Genomic DNA, 18201 nt, shown 5'->3' on the forward strand with positions numbered 1-18201 from the left:
TCACTGTTGGGTTTTCCGACTGTCGATCCAGTTCGTTCCGAGGTCGACGGCCTTGGCGACCGGCCCGAAGATCTCGGGCTCGGACCCGACGATGCCGTCGACGCCGAGCTCATCGGTGAGCCCGGTGTGTTGCAGGACCCGCGCCAGCTCCGGTCGCACGCCCGCGAGCACGAGTCGCCCACCGGCGTTGTGCAATTCGCGGTTGTAGCGTTCGAGCAAGCGCAGGATGGCGGAGGAGGGGATGTCGGGCATGGCGCGCAGGACCAGCACCAGCACCGCGTTGCGGGCTCCGGAGACGTCGGGCAGGGCGGCTTCCAGGCGGGGTAGTTCGGCGAAGAAGCTGCTGCCGCGGTAGTCGAGGACGGTGACCTCGCCGGGCGGAAGGGCTTTCGGCACGGGGGCGGTGAACCATTTGCCCGCCTCGTCGCGGGTCAGTCCGACCAGTTGGATCTGGCCCGCCGCCTGCACGCAGTACAGCAGCAGCGACAGCATCGCGCCGATCACGATGGCCTGCTGCAACGGCAGCTGGGTGGTGGCCGCGAAGGTGGCGATCATGGCGGCGGTGGACAGCATCGACGTGCGGGCCACCAGCGTGATGTCCTTGACCTTGCCCCAGATCAGCTCGCCGCCGACGACCAGGATGAGTCCGCCGATCACCGGCATCGGGATGCGCTCGGCCAGGCTGCCGCAGATGACCACCACCAGCGCCAGGAAGATGCCGGAAATGATGCCGGCCCAGCGGGTTCGGGCCCCGACCCCGGCCGCGACGCCGGTCCGGGACAGCGAGCCGCCCGACGGCAGCGAGGAGAACAGGCCGCCGCCCAGATTGGCGATGCCCTGGGCGGTGAAGTCGGCGTTGACGCTCGATCGGCTGCCGTCCGGGTTGGGCATGGACGGCGCGACACTGGCGGCCTGGGCCAGCGCGACCAGCGCCACCGACAGCGCGCCGGCGGCCAAGTGCGGCATGGCATCCCAGTTCGGCAGGGACAGCCCGGGCAGCGCGCCGGGGATGCTCGCGATATCGGAGACGAGTTCGACGTCGGTGCCCAGGATCGCGACCGCCACGCTGACCACCACCATGGCGACCAGCAGGGCCAGGGCCTCGATCCTGGGTATCAGCCTGGCGACCGCCCAGACCAGGATGGTGCCGACGGCGACCCAGGTGGCCGAGGACTGCCAGTGCCCGATGCCGGTGAGCCAATTCCATACCTGCACAAGCTTGTTGTGCCCGGGCGGCTTGTAGCCGGTGGCGTCCTTGAATACGCCGGTCATGATCTGCAGGGCGATGCCGGTGGAGAAGCCGACCATGACGGCGTTGGACACGAAGCTCATGACCACGCCCAGGCGCAGCACGCCCATGCACACCATGACCACGCCGACCAGCAGGGTCAGCGCGGCCAGATTGCCCGCGTCGTGCGGATCGAGTCCGGCGGTGGCGATGGCGGATTGGCCGGTGAGGGCGATCGCGCTGGTCAGGGTGGTGACCATGAGGACGGTGGAGGCGGTGAGCGAGCCCAGGATGGGCGGCACCACGCCGGCGTAGAGTCCGGCCACCGGATTGAATCCGGCGATGGAGGCGTAGGCCATCCCCTCGGGGATGCTGAACAGACCGGTCGCCATTCCGGCGGTGACGTCCTTGGCTGTTGGTTTGCCGATGCGTTGCCGAATGTTCGTCACGCTTGTGCCCACGCGTGTGTCTCCTCGCTGCCCGATCAGCCGTAGACAAGCTGGAACCCAGATCAAGTAGAACGCGGCGCACCGCGTCCGCGAACAGCCTTACATAGACCGGGCGAACTTCCGGCAAATTGATACCGGTCTGTTGCTCAGAACTGCCCCCTGGACGAATCCGGACGTACGTCTCAGGATGAGACCTGATCTTCACCGGTGAGGAGTGGGCATGGTGGCCGAGCAGCGCGTGGATTGGCTGACGGGCGGGGTGCGGCGGTCGGTCGCCTCGGATCGGATCGTCGCGGTCGCCTCGGAACTGTTCCAGACCCGTGGCTTCGACCGGGTGGGCATGGACGACGTGGCGGCGGCGGTCGGCTGCTCACGGGCAACTCTCTATCGGCACTTCCCGGGCAAGGCGGCGCTGTTCGACGCGGTCATGGCCAAGTCGGCGGTGGGGGTCGCCGAGCGGGTGGCCGCGACCGTGCGGCGCTACGAGGGCTCGCGGCGGATCGTGGAGGCCATCCTGGCGTCGGTGGCGGCGGTGCGTTCGGATCCGGTGCTGGCCAAGGGGTTCGCCGGCACCCGGGCGGGCGGCAGTGACGGCGCGTTCGCCAGCTCGCCGGAGCTGGGGCGGATCGCGACCCTGCTCACCGGCGTGGCGCCGGATGACGAAGCGGTGCAATGGATTGTGCGCATCGTGCTCTCGCTGCTGACCTGGCCGCTGGCCGACGCCGCGAGCGAGCGGCGGATGGTGGAGCGCTTCATTCGCTGAAACCGGCCGGAACGCGCCCTTGTCTACTGTCTGGGACAGTCCTACACTTGCTCTATCGAACACGCGGTACTAGGTACTTCGTGTCGCATCAAGGATGGTCCAGATGGCGAATACCCTTCCGGCGCAGACCTATCCCCGGGCCCGCCGTATCAGGTTCCGATTCGATCGCGCTTCCGGCGACAAGTACTTCGTCGAGAACGACATGGTCTACAGCCATTTCGTGGCCGGCATGTCCGGCGGCTTCCCGGCGGGGGAGGAGTCCTTCATCCGCTCGGTCCGCCGGGTGGCCGACCGGGTCACCGACCCGGTGCTGAAGAAGCGGGTGACCGGCTTCGTCGGGCAGGAGGCCATGCACGGCCTCGAGCATCGCAAACTCAACGACAAGCTGGTCGAGCTGGGCTATCCCATCGCCTGGCTGGACTCGCCGCGGGCCGTCGAGCGTATGCGGTGGATCGAGGAGCGGGTGTCGCCCGAGGTGCACCTGGCCATGACGGCGGCAGCCGAGCACTACACGGCGGTCCTGGCGCAGCGCATTCTGTCCAGCGAGGAGATCCAGGCGATTCCCGGCGATCCGGAAGTCTGGAATCTGCTGAATTGGCATGCGCTGGAAGAACTCGAGCACAAGTCGGTGGCCTTCGACGTCTTCCGTGCGGTCGGCGGCAGCGAGCGCACCCGCATCGCGGTCATGCTCGCCATGTACTCGCTCACGCTGCCGCTGACCTATGTGACGCTGGCGCTGGCCGTCGGGCGCGATCCGGTCGCGCGGCAGCAGCCGATCCGCGTTGCGCGCGAGGCGTATCGGCTGTTCACCGGTCCGGTCTTCCACCGGCTCATGCCGGAGCTGGGCAAGTATCTGCGCCCCGGCTTCCACCCCGACGACATCGACACCTCCGCCCTGCTGTCCCGTTGGCAGTCGGAGCTTTTCGGCGACGACGGCCAGCTCGTCGACCACCTCAAGTAGTCACAACTCCATTGCCAGAAAGGACCGGCCAATGACGATCGGTCGGCAGGACTCCGCGTCCCTCATGCCCTACCCGAAGGTGCGGCGCATGCGTTTCCGGTTCGGCGACCCCGAGCCGATGGCGCACCAATTCGTCCGGGGCGACATCCCTTTGACGCATTTGATCGCCGTGCTCTCCGGCGCCTTCCCGCCGGGGGAGGAATCGTTCATCCGCTCGGTGCGCAAATTCTCCGGGCAGATCACCGATCCCGTGCTCAGGAAGCGGGTGGCCGGATTCATCGGGCAGGAAGCCGTGCACGGGCAGCAGCATCGGCGGTTGAACGAGCAGCTCGTCGAGAACGGCTTCCCGATCGTGCGGTTGTTCACCTTCGCACCCGGCGCGCTGCGCGAACGCGGGGTGATGGCGATCGAGAACGCGGTGCCGCCGGAGGTGCATCTGGCGTTCACGGCCGCGGCCGAGCATTACACGGCCACACTGGCCAAACGCATTCTGAGCAGCCAGGAGATCCAGGACATTCCGGGGGATCCGGAGGTGTGGCATCTGCTGAACTGGCACGCCTTCGAAGAGCTCGAGCACAAGTCGGTGGCGTTCGACGTCTTCCGGGCGACCGGCGGGACCGAGGTCGTGCGGATCGGGGTGATGGCGGGGATGTACGTGTTCACCATCCCGGTGGTGTCGCTCGGCGTCCTCGCCTCGATCGTCGGCGATCCGCGCAGTTGGCGGCCGTGGCAGGTGGCGCGGCAGACGGTGCGGCTGGCGCGCGGGCCCATCGTGAAGGGCCTGCTGAAGGAGATGCGGCCCTATATGCGGCCGGGCTTCCATCCCGACGACATCGACACCGATGGGCTGCTCGCGCAATGGCAGCGAGAGCTCTTCGGCGCGGACGGCGAACTGTCCGACCGCATCGGCTGAGCCGGAGGAGATCGACATGGCAACACAGCGCGGTGGCACGGGTGCGCCGTCCGCCGTCCGGCCCGATCACGAGGTCATCGTGGTCGGCGCCGGATTCGGGGGCATCGGCAGCGGGATCGCACTGCAACGGAGGGGAATCCACGACTTCGTGATCGTGGATAAATGGGATCGGGTCGGCGGCACCTGGCACGCCAACACCTATCCCGGTGTGGCGGTCGACATTCCGTCGTTCATCTACAGCTTCTCCTACGAGCAGCGCGGGGACTGGTCGCGGATCTTCGCTCCCGGCACCGAACTGCGGGACTACGCCGAGGGCATGGTCGACAAGTACGGGCTGCGGGAGAAACTGCGGCTGAACACCACCATCATGGCGGCCGACTTCGACGACCGGAACAGTCTGTGGCGCTTGCGCACCGACGGCGGGGAGAAGCTCACCGCGCGGTACATCGTGCTGGCGATCGGTGGGCTGGAACGGCCCAAGATGCCCGACATCCCGGGACTCGACGACTTCGGCGGGACACTGGTGCACACGGCGCTGTGGGATCACGATGTCTCCCTGGCCGGGAAGCGGGTGGCGGTCATCGGCACCGGAGCCACAGCGCTGCAACTGATTCCGGCGATCGTGGACGAGACCGAGCACCTGACCGTGTTCCAGCGGACGCCCATCTGGGTGTTCCCGAAGAACGACGCCGAGGTCGGACCGCTCGGGCGGATGATGCTGGGCAATACCCGGATCCGCACCGCCCTGCGGCTGGCGGGCAATCTCGGGACCGAGGTCGCCATGAGCGGCATGGTGGCCGGACCGGCCTGGCTGACCTCGACCGTGCGCCGGGCCGCCGAGGTGCCGATCCGCCGCTGGATGCGGTCCCAGGTCCATGATGCGGAGCTGCGGGAAAAGCTCACGCCGCGTTACGGATTGGGCTGCAAGCGGCCGTCCATGTCCAATGACTACCTGCGGACCTTCAACCGGTCCGACGTCAGCCTGGTCACCGACTCCATCGCGCGGATCACCGAGCGCGGGGTGGTCACCGTGGACGGGACCGAGCACGAGGTCGACGTGCTCGTCTGCGCCACCGGCTTCAAGCTGTGGGAGAAGGGTTCGATCCCGCCGTTCCCGGTGCGCGGGCGTGGCGGGCAGGATCTCGAGAAATTCTGGGACGAGCACCGATATCAGTCCTACCAGGGTGTTTCGGTGCCCGGATACCCGAACTCGTTCACCATCACCGGGCCGTACGGGTTCGTGCTGGGTTCCTACATCTGGATGATCGAGGCCACCTCGGCCCATCTGGCGCGGGTCATCGCCGAGTCCGAGGCGCGCGGCACCACGGAGGTCGAGATCCGGCAGGAGGTGCACGACGAGTACTTCCGGCAGTGCCTGCGCAGGCAGCGGAAGAACTTCTTGTTCACGCCGGTGTGCGAGGGCTCCAATACCTACTACCTCGACAATCACGGCGATTCGCCGTTCCGGCCGTCCACGCACGGCGAGATGTACTGGCAGAACCGGCATTTCGATCTGGACGTCTACCGCTACACGGTGGGTGCGCCGGTCGCGGCCCGGACGGTCGCGCTCTCGGAGGAGGTCTCGTGAAACTCAATGCCATCGATCCGAAGCTGGTGGTGGTCACCGGCGCGGGCAGCGGGATCGGCGGGCGACGGCACTGCGGTTCGCGCGCGGGGGATCCCAGGTGATCGTCTCCGATATCGACAAGGACGCGGCGCTCTCGACGGTGGCGCTCATCCAGGCCGAGGGCCGGCCTGCGGTCGCCGCCCAGCTCGACGTGACCGATCCGCACGCCTGGGCGGCTTTCGCCCGGGACGTGCACGCCGATCACGGGGTGCCGGACGTGCTGGTCAACAATGCCGGAATCCTGGTCAGCGGGGCGTTCCTGGATCTCGAACCCGACGACTGGGAACGGCAGCTGGACGTGAACCTGCTCGGGGTGGTGCACGGCTGCCGGTCGTTCGGGCGGCTCATGATCGACGAGGGCAAGCGCGGGCACATCGTGAACATCGCCTCCGCGGCCGCGTTCACCCCCACGCCGGTCATGTCGGCGTACTCGGTGTCCAAGGCCGGGGTCAAGATGCTCACCGAATGCCTGCGGCTGGAGTTCGCGCCGAAAGGCATAGGGGTGAGCGCGATCTGCCCGGGCGTGATCAATACCGATATCGCCCGGCACGCCACCGCGGTGGGAGTGGATCCGCGGCTGGTGGAGCGCGGGCAGCAGCTCACCGCGCAGCTCCAGGAGCTGGCCGAACGCCTGCCGTTCTCGCCGATGAGCCCCGATCTGGTGGCGCGCGCCGTGGTCCGCTCGATCCGCTACGACCTGGCGGTGGTCCCGGTCCGCACCGAGGCGTGGCTGGGCTACTTCATGCTGCGGCTGGCGCCGGGCGTGAATCGCCGGATGACCCAGGCCCTGTCGATGGACCGCATCCAGGCGGCCGGTGAGCTGGTCTTCGGCAGGAGAGCGCCGTGACCGCTCGCGCCCACCAGCTGAAGGTGCGTGAAGTCATCAGCGAGACCGCCGACGCGGTCTCGCTGATCTTCGATATCCCCACCGACCTCACCCCTCGCTTCGCCTATTCCCCGGGCCAGTATCTGACCTTGCGCGTCCCCAGCGACCGCACCGGCTCCGTGGCCCGCTGCTACTCCCTGTCCAGCAGCCCCCACTGCGACGACCGGCCCACCGTCACCGTCAAACGCACACCCGGCGGCTATGCCTCGAACTGGCTGTGCGACAACGTCTCTCCCGGCGACATTCTCACCGTGCTCGAACCCGCCGGCGTCTTCGTCCCCCGCACCTGGACCCGCGATCTCCTGCTCTGCGCCGCCGGCAGCGGCATCACCCCCATCATCTCCATCCTGAAATCCGCCCTCACCCTGGGCCGTGGCGACATCGTCCTCCTGTACGCCAACCGCGACCGCGCCTCCGTCATCTTCGGCTCCCAGTTGCACGACCTGACCCGCCGCCACCCTCGCCGCCTCACGGTGACCCACTGGCTCGAATCCGACCGCGGCCTCCCCACTGCCCGAGCCCTCGCAACGTGGGCCCGGCCCTACCGGCGCCACGACGTATACCTCTGCGGCCCAGCCGGATTCGCCTCGACGGTCCGCCAGGGCCTGGGCCGACTCCGCATCCCCGACCGAGCCATCCGCCGCGAGGACTACCGTTCACTGACCGACAACCCGTTCGAACACCACACCCCACTCGCGGCCGCCCCACAACCTGTCGACCCCACCGCCGCCACCGTTCGAGTCGACATCGACGGCGAATCCCACACCCTCCCTTGGCCCCGCACCCAGAAACTCCTCGACGTCCTCCTCGACCACGGCATAGACGCCCCCTACGTCTGCCGCGAATCCGCCTGCGCCACCTGCGTCTGCACCGTCAAACAAGGCCGCACCCGCATGCTCCGGAACGAATCCCTCATCGAGGAGGAACTGGCCCAGGGTCAAACCCTCGCCTGCCAAACCCTCCCCGAATCCGACGACCTGCACATCTCCTTCGAGCCGTGACCCGCGACCGGAATCAGCCCGGTATCCCGTGCCGCACAGGCTGAGTGGATACCGGGCGCGCGTCGTTACGGGCGGGTGAGTTCGGAGCGGGCCGCCGTCACCATGGTGGTGATGGCGGCCGGGAGGGCCTGGGCGGGGTCGGGGGCGAAGCGGGGGGAGTGGTTCGAGGGGTAGTGGGGCGGGAGGGCGGATTCGGTGAGCATGTAATGGAGGTCGTCCTGGGTGAAGCGGGCGGGGTCCATGCCGCCGATGTGCCAGAAGACGGAGGGGACCTCGGCGGCGGCGCCGAAGGCGCCGAAATCCTCGCTGCCGGTGATGGGGTTCTCCATGGGCATGACGGGCAGGCTCGCGGCGGCGAGGGCGGCCAGGACGCGCTCGGTGTCGCCGGGGGTGTTCTCGGTGACCGGGAAGTGGTCGTAGAACTCGACTTTCGGTTCCTGGGGTGCGCCCGCGGCGGCGGCCTCGGCCTCGGCGAGGCGCTGGATGCCCTCGATCATGCGGGCGCGGGAGCCGTCGGTGAAGGTGCGCAGGCTGAGCAGGACCTCGGAGCTGTCGGCGATGATATTGGGGCGGGTGCCCGCGTGCAGCGCCCCGGCGGTGAGGACCGGCGTTGCGGCGGTGGCGGTCTGGCGGGCGGTCAGCCCCTGCATGCGCACCACGAATGTCGCCGCCATGAGCAGCGGGTCGACGGCGGTGTGCGGCTGGGAGGCGTGGCCGCCCTTGCCGAGGAAGGTGATGCGCACCGAGTCGGAGGCGGCCATCAGGGTGCCGGGGCGGCTCAGGATCAGCCCCGCGGGCAGCGGGCCGACATGCTGGCCGAGCACGATGCGCGGCGCCGGAAACCGGTCCAGCAGACCGTCGTTGAGCATGCTCTGCGCGCCCGCGCCGGTCTCCTCGGCGGGCTGGAACAGCGCGACCACGGTGCCGGGCAGCGGATTCGCGGACAGTTCCGCGCACGCGCCCAGTAGCGCGGTGACGTGCACATCGTGGCCGCAGGCATGCATGACCCCGGGGACGGTCGAGGCGTAGTCGAGGCCGGTCTCCTCCTGTACCGGCAGGCCGTCCATGTCCGCGCGCAGCCACACCACCGGCCCGGGCCCGCTGTGCAGCACCCCGACGACGCCGGTGCCGCCGACGTTCTCGGTCACCTCCCAGCCGGGCAGCGCGCGCAGCTCGTCGGCCACCAGTCGCGCCGTGGCCCGCTCCTCACCCGACAGCTCGGGGTGGGCGTGCAGATGCCGGTAGACCTGCTGCCAGTGCTCGATCATGGGAGACGCTCCTTCGACGGGACGGCCGCCGCGGCGCGCCGGGACACCATCGTCCGGAACGCGTCGGCGGTTTGCGGAACCACCAGCGCCGCCAGCAGTGCCAGCAGCGGCCCGATGGCCATGGTTTCGAAAGCCGTTGTGTACGAGACATGATCGGTGATGAACCCGAAGGCGAGCGGGCTCGCCACGCCCGCCAGCTGCCCGCCGAAGATGATCACGCCGGTGGCCGCCCCGATGTAGACGCTGGGCAGCGCCCGCAGCGGCACCGAGAACGCGGGCATGTAGGCCAGCCCCGCGACCAGGCTCATCACCACCCCCAGCAGCACGAACAGCGGGAACGACTCGGCCCGCGGCAGCGCGAAGAGCATGGCGGCGGTGAACGCCATGGCGGGCACCACGATCACCCGTGGCCGTCCGCCGAGCCGATCCGAGAGCCGCGCCCCCAGTACCACCCCGGCCGCCGCGGCCAGCGTGGTCGGCACCGCCGCGAAAGCGATGCCCGCCATGGAGATTCCGCGCTGCTCGTGCAGGAAGGTCGGCGTCCATGCGGTCACGCCCCACACCAGCACGTCGTAGCCGAAGAACATGACCGCGAAGCCGAGCAGCGCGGGGGAGAACAGCACCGAGCGGCGTTCGGCCGCGGGCCCGGCGGGCGCGACCGGAATCTCGTCCTGGGTCAGCGGTTCCGGCATCCACCGCCGCCAGGCCAGGATGACCGCCACCCCGAGCACCGAGATGACCGCGAACATGACCCGCCAGCCCACCGTAGGCAACAGGACGCCCGCGATCACCGCCGCCAGCAGCAGGCCCGCCGCGTTGGACGAGTTGGTCCAGCCGGCGGCCGTGGTGCGCTGATCGGGATGGCTGCGTTCGGCGAGCGCCTTGATGGCCGCCGCCGGGAACACGCCCTGCACCAGACCGAACAGGAATCGAATCGCGAGCAGCACGCTGAACGACCAGGCGAGCGCGGTCAACCCGGTGAAGACCGACCACGCGGTCAATCCGATGATCCCCACCCGCAGCGCCCCGTACCGATCCGCGAGCAGACCCCCGGGCACCTGGATGATCGCGTACGCGACGAAGAACACCGACACCAACAGCCCCTGCTGCGTGTGGTCCAGCCCCAGGTCCTCGCCGATCGACGGCAGCGCGAAATTGATCACGGTCCGATCGATGTAGTCGACAACCCAGGCCGCGAACAGCAGCATGACGGTTATCCGCGTGGTGCGTGGCATCAGGCCCCTTCACGACGGGAGTGGCTGCATGCCACAGTGGCCCCCGAATCCGAGAATAGGGGCGATTTGCCCGATACTGCCATACGAACCGGGCCCCGCGGCCGACCCGGCGGCGGCTGACCCGCCGGTGCCGCTACCGGCCCGAAAGCCGGTCCCCGTAGGCTCGCCGACGATGAGCGAGACGATGACGCACGGGTACGTGGCCGAGGGCTACGGCCGGGTCGCCGACGCCTTCCGCCGCAATTTCCGGCACGGCGAGATCGGCGCGGCGGTCGCGGTCTTCGACGGCGACACCCCCGTGGTGGACCTGTGGGGCGGCCCGCGCGACCCGGTGCGCGGACTCCCGTGGGAGCGCGACACCATCGCGCCCGTCTTCTCGTGCACGAAGGGCGTCGCGGCGCTGATCCTGGCCATGCTCGTCTCGCGCGGGCAGCTGGACTACGACGAGCCCGTGGTGCGGTACTGGCCGGAATTCGCGGCCCACGGCAAGGATGCGGTGACCGTCCGCCAGCTCATCGACCATCAGGTGGGCCTGCACATCCTGCGCGACACCCGGATGACCCTCGACGACCTGCACGATCTGGACGGTGTGGCCGCGGTGCTGGCGGCTCAGCGCCCCGGGTGGACGCCGGGCACCCGGCAGGGCTACCACCCGGTCAGTATCGGGCTGTATCTCAATGAACTGGTTCGTCGCGCGGACCCGGCCGGGCGCAGCATCCGGACCTTCCTCACCGAGGAGATCTCCGGTCCGCTGGGCGTCGATGTCACCCTCGGCCTGGACGCGGACCTGGGCGGTGACCGGATCGCCCGCCTGACCCGCACCACCGGCCTGGACCTGCGGCACGAGCGGAACCTGCCGTGGAATCAGGCGATTCCGGCGCTGTTGCGCCGCGGTCAGCTCTTCCGCGCCCTGTCGGTTCCGGACCTGGGCATGCCCGAGGATTTCGTGCGCCCCGAGATCATGTCGGTCGAGTTGCCCGGCAGCAATGGCGTCGGCTCGGCGCGCGGCCTGGCCCGCATCTACGCGGCGGGCCAAACCGGCGAGTTGCCGATCGCGCCGGAGGTGCGGGCCCGCATCGCCGACCCGGGCCCGGTGCCCGCCCCGGATGCCGTGCTGCGTACTCCGACCCGATTCCACCTGGGCTTCCGGAAGTCGTGTCCCGCCTTCCCCTTCGGCTCATCCGACCACCGCGCCTACGGCACGCCCGGAATGGGTGGTTCGCTCGGTTTCGCTGATCCGGCGACCGGGCTCTCCTTCGCCTACGTCCCCAATCGGCTGGGTCTCACCCTCAATGGCGACCGGCGCTGCCTACGCCTGGCCCGCGCGGTGTTCGACTCCTCGACACGCCGAACGCGCACGCGCACTGAACCACAGCGGTCCGCCGCTCGTTGATCCGGATGTACCGGCCGCCGGGCCGGTAGCCGTCCAGATGCGGTCCGGATTTCCCCCTGTGCCCGGACCGGGGCCCCGCCGGGATGTCCCCGGTGGGGTCTTCGCATAGCCAAAGTGCCTGTACAGCAGCATCTTTCGGGCATGTCTGTGACCTGAGACACATTGATCGAGATCCTTCCGGCCGGATACCTTGTGTGCGATGCATCGTGGACAAGGCAATACGAACGGGGGATCGTGACCCAGAGCGAACGCGCGGCCCGAACCGTCGCCGACCTCGTCGTCGAACGGCTCGCGATCCACGCCGACCACGTCTTCGGCGTCGGCGGGGCCAATATCGAGGACGTCTACGACGCCCTGCACCGGCATCCGGAGCTCACCGGCATCATCGCCAAACACGAGTTCGGCGCGGCCACCATGGCCGACGGGTACGCCCGCGCCACCAACCGGCTCGGTGTGGTGGTCGCGACCTCCGGCGGAGGCGCCATGAATCTGCTTGCGGCCCTCGCGGAATCGTTCGACTCCCGAGTCCCGGTCCTCGCCCTGGTGGGGCAGCCGCCACTGGGGCTGGAGGGCCGGGGCGCCTTTCAGGACACCAGCGGAGTTCCCGGCCGCATCGATGCCGAGCGGCTCTTCGCCCAGGTCACCCGCCACTGCGTGAAAGTCCTTCGACCGCAGGACATCTCGGTGGAGCTCGACCGGGCGATCGCGGCGGCGCTGGCCGGTGGCCCGGCTGTCCTGTTGCTGCCCAAGGACATCCAGGCCGCTCCGCTCATCGAGGGCGACCGGGCGACGGCCGAACCGCAGGCTCAGGGCAGCGACACCGCCGCAGCGCAGCCCGATGATCGAGTGCTGCTGCCCGATGACGTCGTGGATCTGCTGGCAGGACTGCCGCAGGGGAGTCCGACGGTAGTCATCGCCGGGCCCGAGGTCGCCGCGGCCGACGCGCGCGCCGAACTGGCGACCGTCGTGCGGGCACTCGACGCGACGGTCCTGGTCACCCCGGACGCGAAGGACGCGTACTCGAACGCGGATCCCCGGTTCGCCGGTGTGGTCGGCGTGATGGGTCATCCGAACGCCGCCCGCCTGGTGTCCGAGGCGGAACTCTGCCTGCTGGCGGGAGCTCCACTCCCGCTCACCGCCCGCGCCGGACTGGACACCGCCCTCGCCGCCTGTCCACGGGTCGTGTATCTGGGTATCGAGCGGCCTTTCGTCCCGGTGCACGCCGAGGCGCGTGGTCCGCTGGCCGCCGCGCTGCGCGGTGTCGCGAACTCGACCCACGGGACCGAGGGTGCGCACCTCGAGCCGGGCGCCACCGGCGTACAACCCGATCGCCTGCCCTTGCCCGAGTTGTCGGTGCCGCCCGCGTCCGGGCCCGGGCTGCGGTACCGAACCGCCGTGGCGGCCATCGAAGCGGCACTGGACCCCGGCACCGACGTGGTCGCCGACGCCGGGAACACCGGCGCGGCCGTCGTGCACCACCTCGGAATCCCCGAGGGCGGCCGGTTTCTCATCGCCCTGGGCATGGGCGGCATGGGCTATGCGTTCGGCGCCGGCATCGGCTGCGCGCTGGGCCGCGGCCGCCGCACCGTGGTGATCGCCGGGGACGGCGCGTATTTCATGCACGGCCACGAGGTGCACACCGCGGTCGAGTACCAGGTGCCGGTCACCTTCATCGTGTTCAACAACAATGCCCACGCCATGTGCGTGACCCGCGAGCAGGTCTTCTACTCCGGCGAGTACAGCTTCAACAGATTCCGCGCGTCGGAGATCGGCGCGGGCGCCGCCGCCCTGTTCCCGGAGCTCCCGGCCTGGACCGCGCGCACCCTCCCCGACTTCGAGCAAGCCCTCGACAAATCGCGGGCGATACCGGGGCCCGCGTTCATCGAACTGCAGTGTGACCCGGACGAATTCCCACCCTTCGCACCGTTCCTGAAGGAGTCTTTCGCATGACCGAGACCGTCGCCGACGAGCCGATCGAAGTCCCGGAGCTGGACGTGCCGGGCGTGTACCGCATCGAGACCATGGCCCTCAAGGAGGGCATGCCGCTGGTCCTGGACATGACCCGCGCCGTGTACCCGCACGACGAGATCTACGGACAGTACTGCACCGTCACCGAATACGTGGCCGCGCCGCCGGACGAGGTGTACACCTACCTGGCCGACACCCGCAGCCTGTGCGAATGGACCTACAGCATGCGCGGTTTCGAGCGCACCGCCGATCCCGAGGTGTGGGTGTCCGACGACCGCATCGGCTCGCACACCCGCATCTTCACCCGCACCGTCGCCAACCCCGAGGCTCGCACCGTCGACTACCACTGCGCCTGGGACCAGGCCGACCACCTGTGGATGGTCTACCTGATGCGGGTGGTGGACGCGCAGGTGGTGCTGAACAAGCCGGGTTCGGTCGTCACCTGGACCAATTGCCACCACCCCTTCTACGAGGACAACGCCTACCCCGAGACCGCGCCCGAGGGCCGCCCGGTGTGGGTCGGCGACTTCTGGCACCTCTTCGCCGCCGGGCACCTGCTGGAACTGCGCAATCTCAAAGCGATCTGCGAACACCGGCACGTCGCCGGGCAGCCGATCAAGCCGGAATGGATGGACTGATCATGAGCGCCGACACCGTGAGCCTGCTCGATGTCGCCGGGTACCTGCCCGAGACCATCGTCTCCGCCGACTATTTCGCGCAGTACGCCGACCCGGACGAGGTCACCTCGAACCTCATGTTCAAGGCCCCCAAGTTCCGCCGCCATGTCGCGCCGGGCGAGACCCCGGCCGATATGGCCGAGCGCGCGGTCGCTCCGATCCTGGACCGGCACGGCCGGGACGTGTTGCGCGGCATCGACATTCTGATCGTGCACACCCAGCTGCCCGATATCGGCATCGTCGGCAGCGGCGGGGATGTGGCGGCCCGGCTCGGCATCGCGCCGGAGTGGCTGATCGACCTGCACAATGGCGGCTGCGCGTCGTTCGTGTACGGCATGAAGCTGGCCCGCCAGATCCTGCTGTCCTCCGACGCCCGCTCGGCGCTGGTGGTCACCATCCAGAACGTGGCCGGTCAGGTTTTCACCCAGGAGCAGGTGCGCGGCAAGGCACAGGCCGCCATTCCGGGTGACGGGGCGGGCGCGGGACTGCTGGTGAAATCCGGTGATTCGCCGATCCTCGATATCGAGACCCGCCATCTGCCCGAGTTCTCCGGGCAGATGACCGTGATCGCCGACCCGCCGCGCCGCTACTGGGAGGCCGGCAGCGGTGAGATGCACGTCGGCTTCACCGAATCCAAGATCGCCAAGGTGCTGCAGCGCGGCAACCGGCTGGTCCCCGAGGTCGCGTCGGCGGTGTGCGGCCGGATCGGCGTGCCCACCCAGGACCTGGACCTCTTGGTCACCAATCAACCCAATAGAGCCTTCCTGCGCAATTGGAGAGACGCCCTGCAACTGCCGCAGGAACGGCATCCCGACACCTTCGACGACTGCGGAAACCTGTTCGGCGCGGGCATTCCGGTCACCTTCGACCGCGCGGTCGACGAGGGCCGGGTGCCGGCCGGATCGCTGGTCATGTTCGCGGGTTTCGCGCACGCGGGCGATTTCGCGGGGGCCGCCGCCCTCCGCTGGGGCGGACGCTGAAGGGGGCGGCGCCGTGAGTCCCCTGGTGACGGCCGGACATCGGCTGCAGCTCAACGAGATTCCCTACGGCCCGCCGCCCTCGGTGCAGGAGGCGCTCAGCGCGGCGCTGGCCTCGGCCAACCGGTATCCGGAATTCCTGCCCCGCCGCCTGCCCCGGCTGATCGCCGAACGGCTCGGCTGCCCGCCCGATCGGATCGTGGTGGGCGCGGGCGCGACCGGCGTGATCATGCACATCGTCCAGGAATTCGGGACGGGTGGCGCCGAGGTGGTGATGGCGACGCCCACCTTCGACGGATTTCCCATCCTGACCAGCATGGCGGGTGGGCGGCCGATCACGGTGCCGCTCAACGATTCCGGGTGCCAGGATCTCCCGGCGCTGGCCGCCGCGGTCACCGGGAGAACCCGGCTGCTGGTGGCCTGCAGCCCGCACAACCCCACCGGAACCCTGGTTCCGGCAGAGGAATTCGAGAATCTCCTGAAGGAAGTTCCGGATACCGTCACCGTGGTCCTCGACGAGGCGTACGTGGACTTCGTGTCGGGCGCCGATCGCATCGATGTGTTCGCCCTGTTGGATCGACATCCGAATCTCCTCGTCCTGCGTACCTTCTCCAAGGCGTACGGTCTGGCCGCGCTGCGGGTCGGCTACGCGCTCGGGGCCCCGCGGCTGATCACACGAATAGCCCGCTGGCAGTTGCCTTTCGGTATGACCGCGCTGGCCGAGGTGGCGGTGCGGGCCTGCTACGAGGCCGAATCCGAGATCGAGGCGCGGGTCGCGACCCTGGCCGCGCACCGCGACCGGCTCACCACCGGACTGCGGGCGCTCGGTCTCTCGGTGCCCGACAGCTACGCCAATTTCTCCTACCTGACCCTGCCCGGTGCCGAGGCCGATCGGGTCGCGACCGCGCTGGCGGGCGCGGACATCCACGTCAAGTCCTATCCCACCGGTATCCGCATCACCGTCGGTGATCGGGCGGCCACGGACGCGGTGCTGGCCACGGTCCGCAGTACAGTGCAGTAATGCAAGAACATCCGCCTTCCGCACCCGCTGGGGCCGGAGCGGACGAGGAGATCGATTACGCGCTGCTCTCGCTCAATGCCCAGCTGTGCTTCGCGCTGTACTCCACGTCGCGATCCATGACCGCCGCCTACCGGCCGTTCCTGGACGATATGAATCTGACCTACCCGCAATACCTGGTGCTGCTGGCGCTGTGGGAGCGTCCCGGCATCGCCATGAAGGACCTGGGCGAACAGGTGCACCTCGACTACGGCACCCTCTCCCCGCTGGTCCAGCGACTACAGGCGCGCGGCCTGGTGGAGAGCGTGCGCAGCGCCACCGACGGCCGGGCCGTGGTCCTGCACGCCACCGAGGCCAGCCGGGAACTGCAGCAGGGCGCGCAGCAGATGATCCGCACCGTGCTGGATCTGGTGGGAGTTCCGGTGGAGGACATCGAAGTCCTGCGCGACCAGGTCAAGGCCCTCGGCGCGCGCCTGGACGCGGCCGCGGCCGCCGCCCGCGCCCGCTGACCGCACCCGACCCGCCGGCCACCGTCGCTCAGGCGAATTTCGCCAATGCGTCGGCCACGATGGCGTCCAGACGCGCGTGGTGCGCGCCCTTCCAATAGGTCTGGCCGCAGTCGACGCACTCGGCGAAGGTGTCGTAGCTCTGGCCGGTGTTGTCCGGCAGGCGGTCGCGGACCGTGGCCGGGTCGGCGGGGCGGAGCGCGCCGTTGCAGGAGGTACAGCGGGTCCACGGGGCCAGGCGCGGGGCGAAGCGGGACAGGATGTCGTCCAGCTGCTCGGCGGGGTGGTGGCTGTACACGTAGGCGCCGGAATAGATTTCGCGGCGGCGCAGCAGGCCGCGGTCGCGGGAGAGCAGGACCCGCTGCTCGGCGGCGGAACGGGAGGCCAGCGCGGCGTCGCCGATATCGGGATTCTCGTAGGCCGCATCGATTCCCAGCAGACGCAGGCGGCGCGCCAGGGTGCCCAGATGGATGTCGAGCAGGAAGCGCAGCGGCTCGGCGCACGGTTGCGGGCGGGCCACGGCCGACACGGTGATCTTCTCGCCGCCGCGCGGAATGTGGCCGGTGGCAACGGATTCGCCGTCCACCAGGACCGTGCCCACCTCGGTGAGGGGCACGCCCAGCGACTCCACCACATGCCCCAGCGTCGAGGTGCCGTCCACCCGGACCGGCGTGCGGTCCCGCTGACCGACGAACACGCGCAGCTCCGGCGCGAACTCGACGGTGATTTCCCCTGCGTTCACCAGCCCAGGATCCCAGAAATCGGGTACCCGCGAGCAACTCGTTTTCCGCCCGGGGTGCGCCGGCGGTCTGCGGCCGAATGTGAAGTAGAGGCGAATTTCACCTGTGCAGTGGCCTGAAGCACAGGAGAAGGGTGTGAGAACAGTCCGTTAACCAATTGTTTGCGATCAGGCTGGTTGCGGAGTTGGCCGGTTGATGATTTTCTGGGGTTCGCAGGTCATCTACCCATCGGGTGAAAATCCTCGGCAGCGTCGCCAATCACAATTCGAACCTGCCCCCACCAAGTCGCCGCTCTCGGCGCGCTTGTCCTGATGAAGGTGAAAGGAAATCGGGCAATGTCTGCATTCCGATCGGCTCGTGCGGCCGCAGTCCTGCTGGCGGGGATCGCCGTGCCCCTGCTCGTGCCCGTCCTGGCTACCGCCGCACCGGCGGGCGGTGACACCCCCGCCGGTGCCGGGCCGGCGCCCGAACAATCGATAATGCCGCAGCTCGGAACCGGTAGTGTCGCCGCGGGCGCCGGATCTGCCGGGAAATAGTGCTCGACAGCACAGTGGCGGGGGACTCCCGGTGTGCCGCATCACCGTCGAGCGG

General features: G+C 69.1%; 15 protein-coding genes and 1 pseudogene. 12 read left to right on the forward strand and 4 right to left on the reverse strand.

The genetic code is table 11. The features are described 5' to 3' along the window. Positions 1-1689, reverse strand: a complete 1689-nt coding sequence (locus tag ACQPYY_RS06430; RefSeq protein ID WP_433593062.1) for a SulP family inorganic anion transporter — start codon at positions 1687-1689, stop codon at positions 1-3. A 208-nt stretch (positions 1690-1897) separates the two neighbouring features. Between ACQPYY_RS06430 and ACQPYY_RS06435 the strand changes: the two genes are divergently transcribed. From ACQPYY_RS06435 to ACQPYY_RS06460, 6 genes and pseudogenes are all read left to right on the forward strand, one after another. After that, on the forward strand, positions 1898-2440 hold the full coding sequence (locus ACQPYY_RS06435) for a TetR/AcrR family transcriptional regulator (RefSeq protein WP_379100487.1): 543 nt from the start codon (positions 1898-1900) through the stop codon (positions 2438-2440). A gap of 103 nt (positions 2441-2543) precedes the next feature. Then, a complete protein-coding gene (locus ACQPYY_RS06440) occupies positions 2544-3401 on the forward strand; it encodes a metal-dependent hydrolase (protein ID WP_433593063.1) in 858 nt (285 codons plus the stop codon). Positions 3402-3432: 31 nt separating this feature from the next. Then, positions 3433-4314, forward strand: a complete 882-nt coding sequence (locus ACQPYY_RS06445; RefSeq protein WP_433593064.1) for a metal-dependent hydrolase — start codon at positions 3433-3435, stop codon at positions 4312-4314. Between the two features lie 16 nt (positions 4315-4330). Further along, positions 4331-5902, forward strand: a complete 1572-nt coding sequence (locus ACQPYY_RS06450; protein WP_433593065.1) for a flavin-containing monooxygenase — start codon at positions 4331-4333, stop codon at positions 5900-5902. Then, positions 5899-6788 (forward strand): annotated as a pseudogene (locus tag ACQPYY_RS06455) (SDR family NAD(P)-dependent oxidoreductase). The gene ACQPYY_RS06450 and the pseudogene ACQPYY_RS06455 overlap by 4 nt, the downstream one beginning before the upstream one ends. Then, positions 6785-7828 carry a 2Fe-2S iron-sulfur cluster-binding protein gene (locus tag ACQPYY_RS06460; protein WP_433593066.1) on the forward strand — a complete coding sequence of 348 codons (1044 nt, stop codon included), beginning with the start codon at positions 6785-6787 and terminating at the stop codon, positions 7826-7828. The pseudogene ACQPYY_RS06455 and the gene ACQPYY_RS06460 overlap by 4 nt, the downstream one beginning before the upstream one ends. Positions 7829-7893: 65 nt before the next feature. Here the strand turns inward: ACQPYY_RS06460 and ACQPYY_RS06465 are convergent, their stop codons facing one another. Beyond that, a complete protein-coding gene (locus ACQPYY_RS06465) occupies positions 7894-9096 on the reverse strand; it encodes an amidohydrolase (protein WP_433593067.1) in 1203 nt (400 codons plus the stop codon). Further along, positions 9093-10331, reverse strand: coding sequence for an MFS transporter (locus ACQPYY_RS06470; protein ID WP_433593068.1), 1239 nt, complete (start codon positions 10329-10331; stop codon positions 9093-9095). The genes ACQPYY_RS06465 and ACQPYY_RS06470 overlap by 4 nt, the downstream gene beginning before the upstream one ends. Positions 10332-10503: 172 nt before the next feature. Between ACQPYY_RS06470 and ACQPYY_RS06475 the strand changes: the two genes are divergently transcribed. From ACQPYY_RS06475 to ACQPYY_RS06500, 6 genes are all read left to right on the forward strand, one after another. Then, positions 10504-11724: a serine hydrolase domain-containing protein gene (locus ACQPYY_RS06475; RefSeq protein ID WP_379100504.1), complete on the forward strand. Its 1221-nt coding sequence runs from the start codon at positions 10504-10506 to the stop codon at positions 11722-11724. A gap of 234 nt (positions 11725-11958) precedes the next feature. Continuing rightward, positions 11959-13674 carry a thiamine pyrophosphate-binding protein gene (locus tag ACQPYY_RS06480; protein WP_433593069.1) on the forward strand — a complete coding sequence of 572 codons (1716 nt, stop codon included), beginning with the start codon at positions 11959-11961 and terminating at the stop codon, positions 13672-13674. A gap of 23 nt (positions 13675-13697) precedes the next feature. Further along, a complete protein-coding gene (locus ACQPYY_RS06485; protein ID WP_433594581.1) occupies positions 13698-14330 on the forward strand; it encodes an SRPBCC family protein in 633 nt (210 codons plus the stop codon). Between the two features lie 2 nt (positions 14331-14332). Continuing rightward, positions 14333-15349, forward strand: coding sequence for a 3-oxoacyl-ACP synthase III family protein (locus ACQPYY_RS06490; RefSeq protein ID WP_357288319.1), 1017 nt, complete (start codon positions 14333-14335; stop codon positions 15347-15349). A 13-nt stretch (positions 15350-15362) separates the two neighbouring features. Then, on the forward strand, positions 15363-16367 hold the full coding sequence (locus tag ACQPYY_RS06495) for a pyridoxal phosphate-dependent aminotransferase (protein WP_433593070.1): 1005 nt from the start codon (positions 15363-15365) through the stop codon (positions 16365-16367). After that, positions 16367-16873, forward strand: coding sequence for a MarR family winged helix-turn-helix transcriptional regulator (locus ACQPYY_RS06500; protein ID WP_379100510.1), 507 nt, complete (start codon positions 16367-16369; stop codon positions 16871-16873). Before ACQPYY_RS06495 ends, ACQPYY_RS06500 begins: the two co-directional genes overlap by 1 nt. A 28-nt stretch (positions 16874-16901) precedes the next feature. Here the strand turns inward: ACQPYY_RS06500 and ACQPYY_RS06505 are convergent, their stop codons facing one another. Further along, positions 16902-17612, reverse strand: a complete 711-nt coding sequence (locus ACQPYY_RS06505; RefSeq protein ID WP_379100511.1) for a Mut7-C RNAse domain-containing protein — start codon at positions 17610-17612, stop codon at positions 16902-16904. Positions 17613-18201 lie beyond the last annotated feature (589 nt).

Origin of the sequence: Nocardia sp. CA-145437 (assembly GCF_050956485.1) — a bacterium.
Classification (GTDB): Bacteria; Actinomycetota; Actinomycetes; order Mycobacteriales; family Mycobacteriaceae; genus Nocardia.

What these genes read in the sequence shown, in the direction of transcription:
- ACQPYY_RS06465 (WP_433593067.1), bottom strand. Translation starts at nt 9,096, where the DNA reads ATGATCGAGCACTGGCAGCAGGTCTACCGGCATCTGCACGCCCACCCC.
- ACQPYY_RS06470 (WP_433593068.1), bottom strand. Translation starts at nt 10,331, where the DNA reads ATGCCACGCACCACGCGGATAACCGTCATGCTGCTGTTCGCGGCCTGG.
- ACQPYY_RS06490 (WP_357288319.1), top strand. Translation starts at nt 14,333, where the DNA reads ATGAGCGCCGACACCGTGAGCCTGCTCGATGTCGCCGGGTACCTGCCC.
- ACQPYY_RS06445 (WP_433593064.1), top strand. Translation starts at nt 3,433, where the DNA reads ATGACGATCGGTCGGCAGGACTCCGCGTCCCTCATGCCCTACCCGAAG.
- ACQPYY_RS06450 (WP_433593065.1), top strand. Translation starts at nt 4,331, where the DNA reads ATGGCAACACAGCGCGGTGGCACGGGTGCGCCGTCCGCCGTCCGGCCC.
- ACQPYY_RS06435 (WP_379100487.1), top strand. Translation starts at nt 1,898, where the DNA reads ATGGTGGCCGAGCAGCGCGTGGATTGGCTGACGGGCGGGGTGCGGCGG.
- ACQPYY_RS06475 (WP_379100504.1), top strand. Translation starts at nt 10,504, where the DNA reads ATGAGCGAGACGATGACGCACGGGTACGTGGCCGAGGGCTACGGCCGG.
- ACQPYY_RS06440 (WP_433593063.1), top strand. Translation starts at nt 2,544, where the DNA reads ATGGCGAATACCCTTCCGGCGCAGACCTATCCCCGGGCCCGCCGTATC.
- ACQPYY_RS06500 (WP_379100510.1), top strand. Translation starts at nt 16,367, where the DNA reads ATGCAAGAACATCCGCCTTCCGCACCCGCTGGGGCCGGAGCGGACGAG.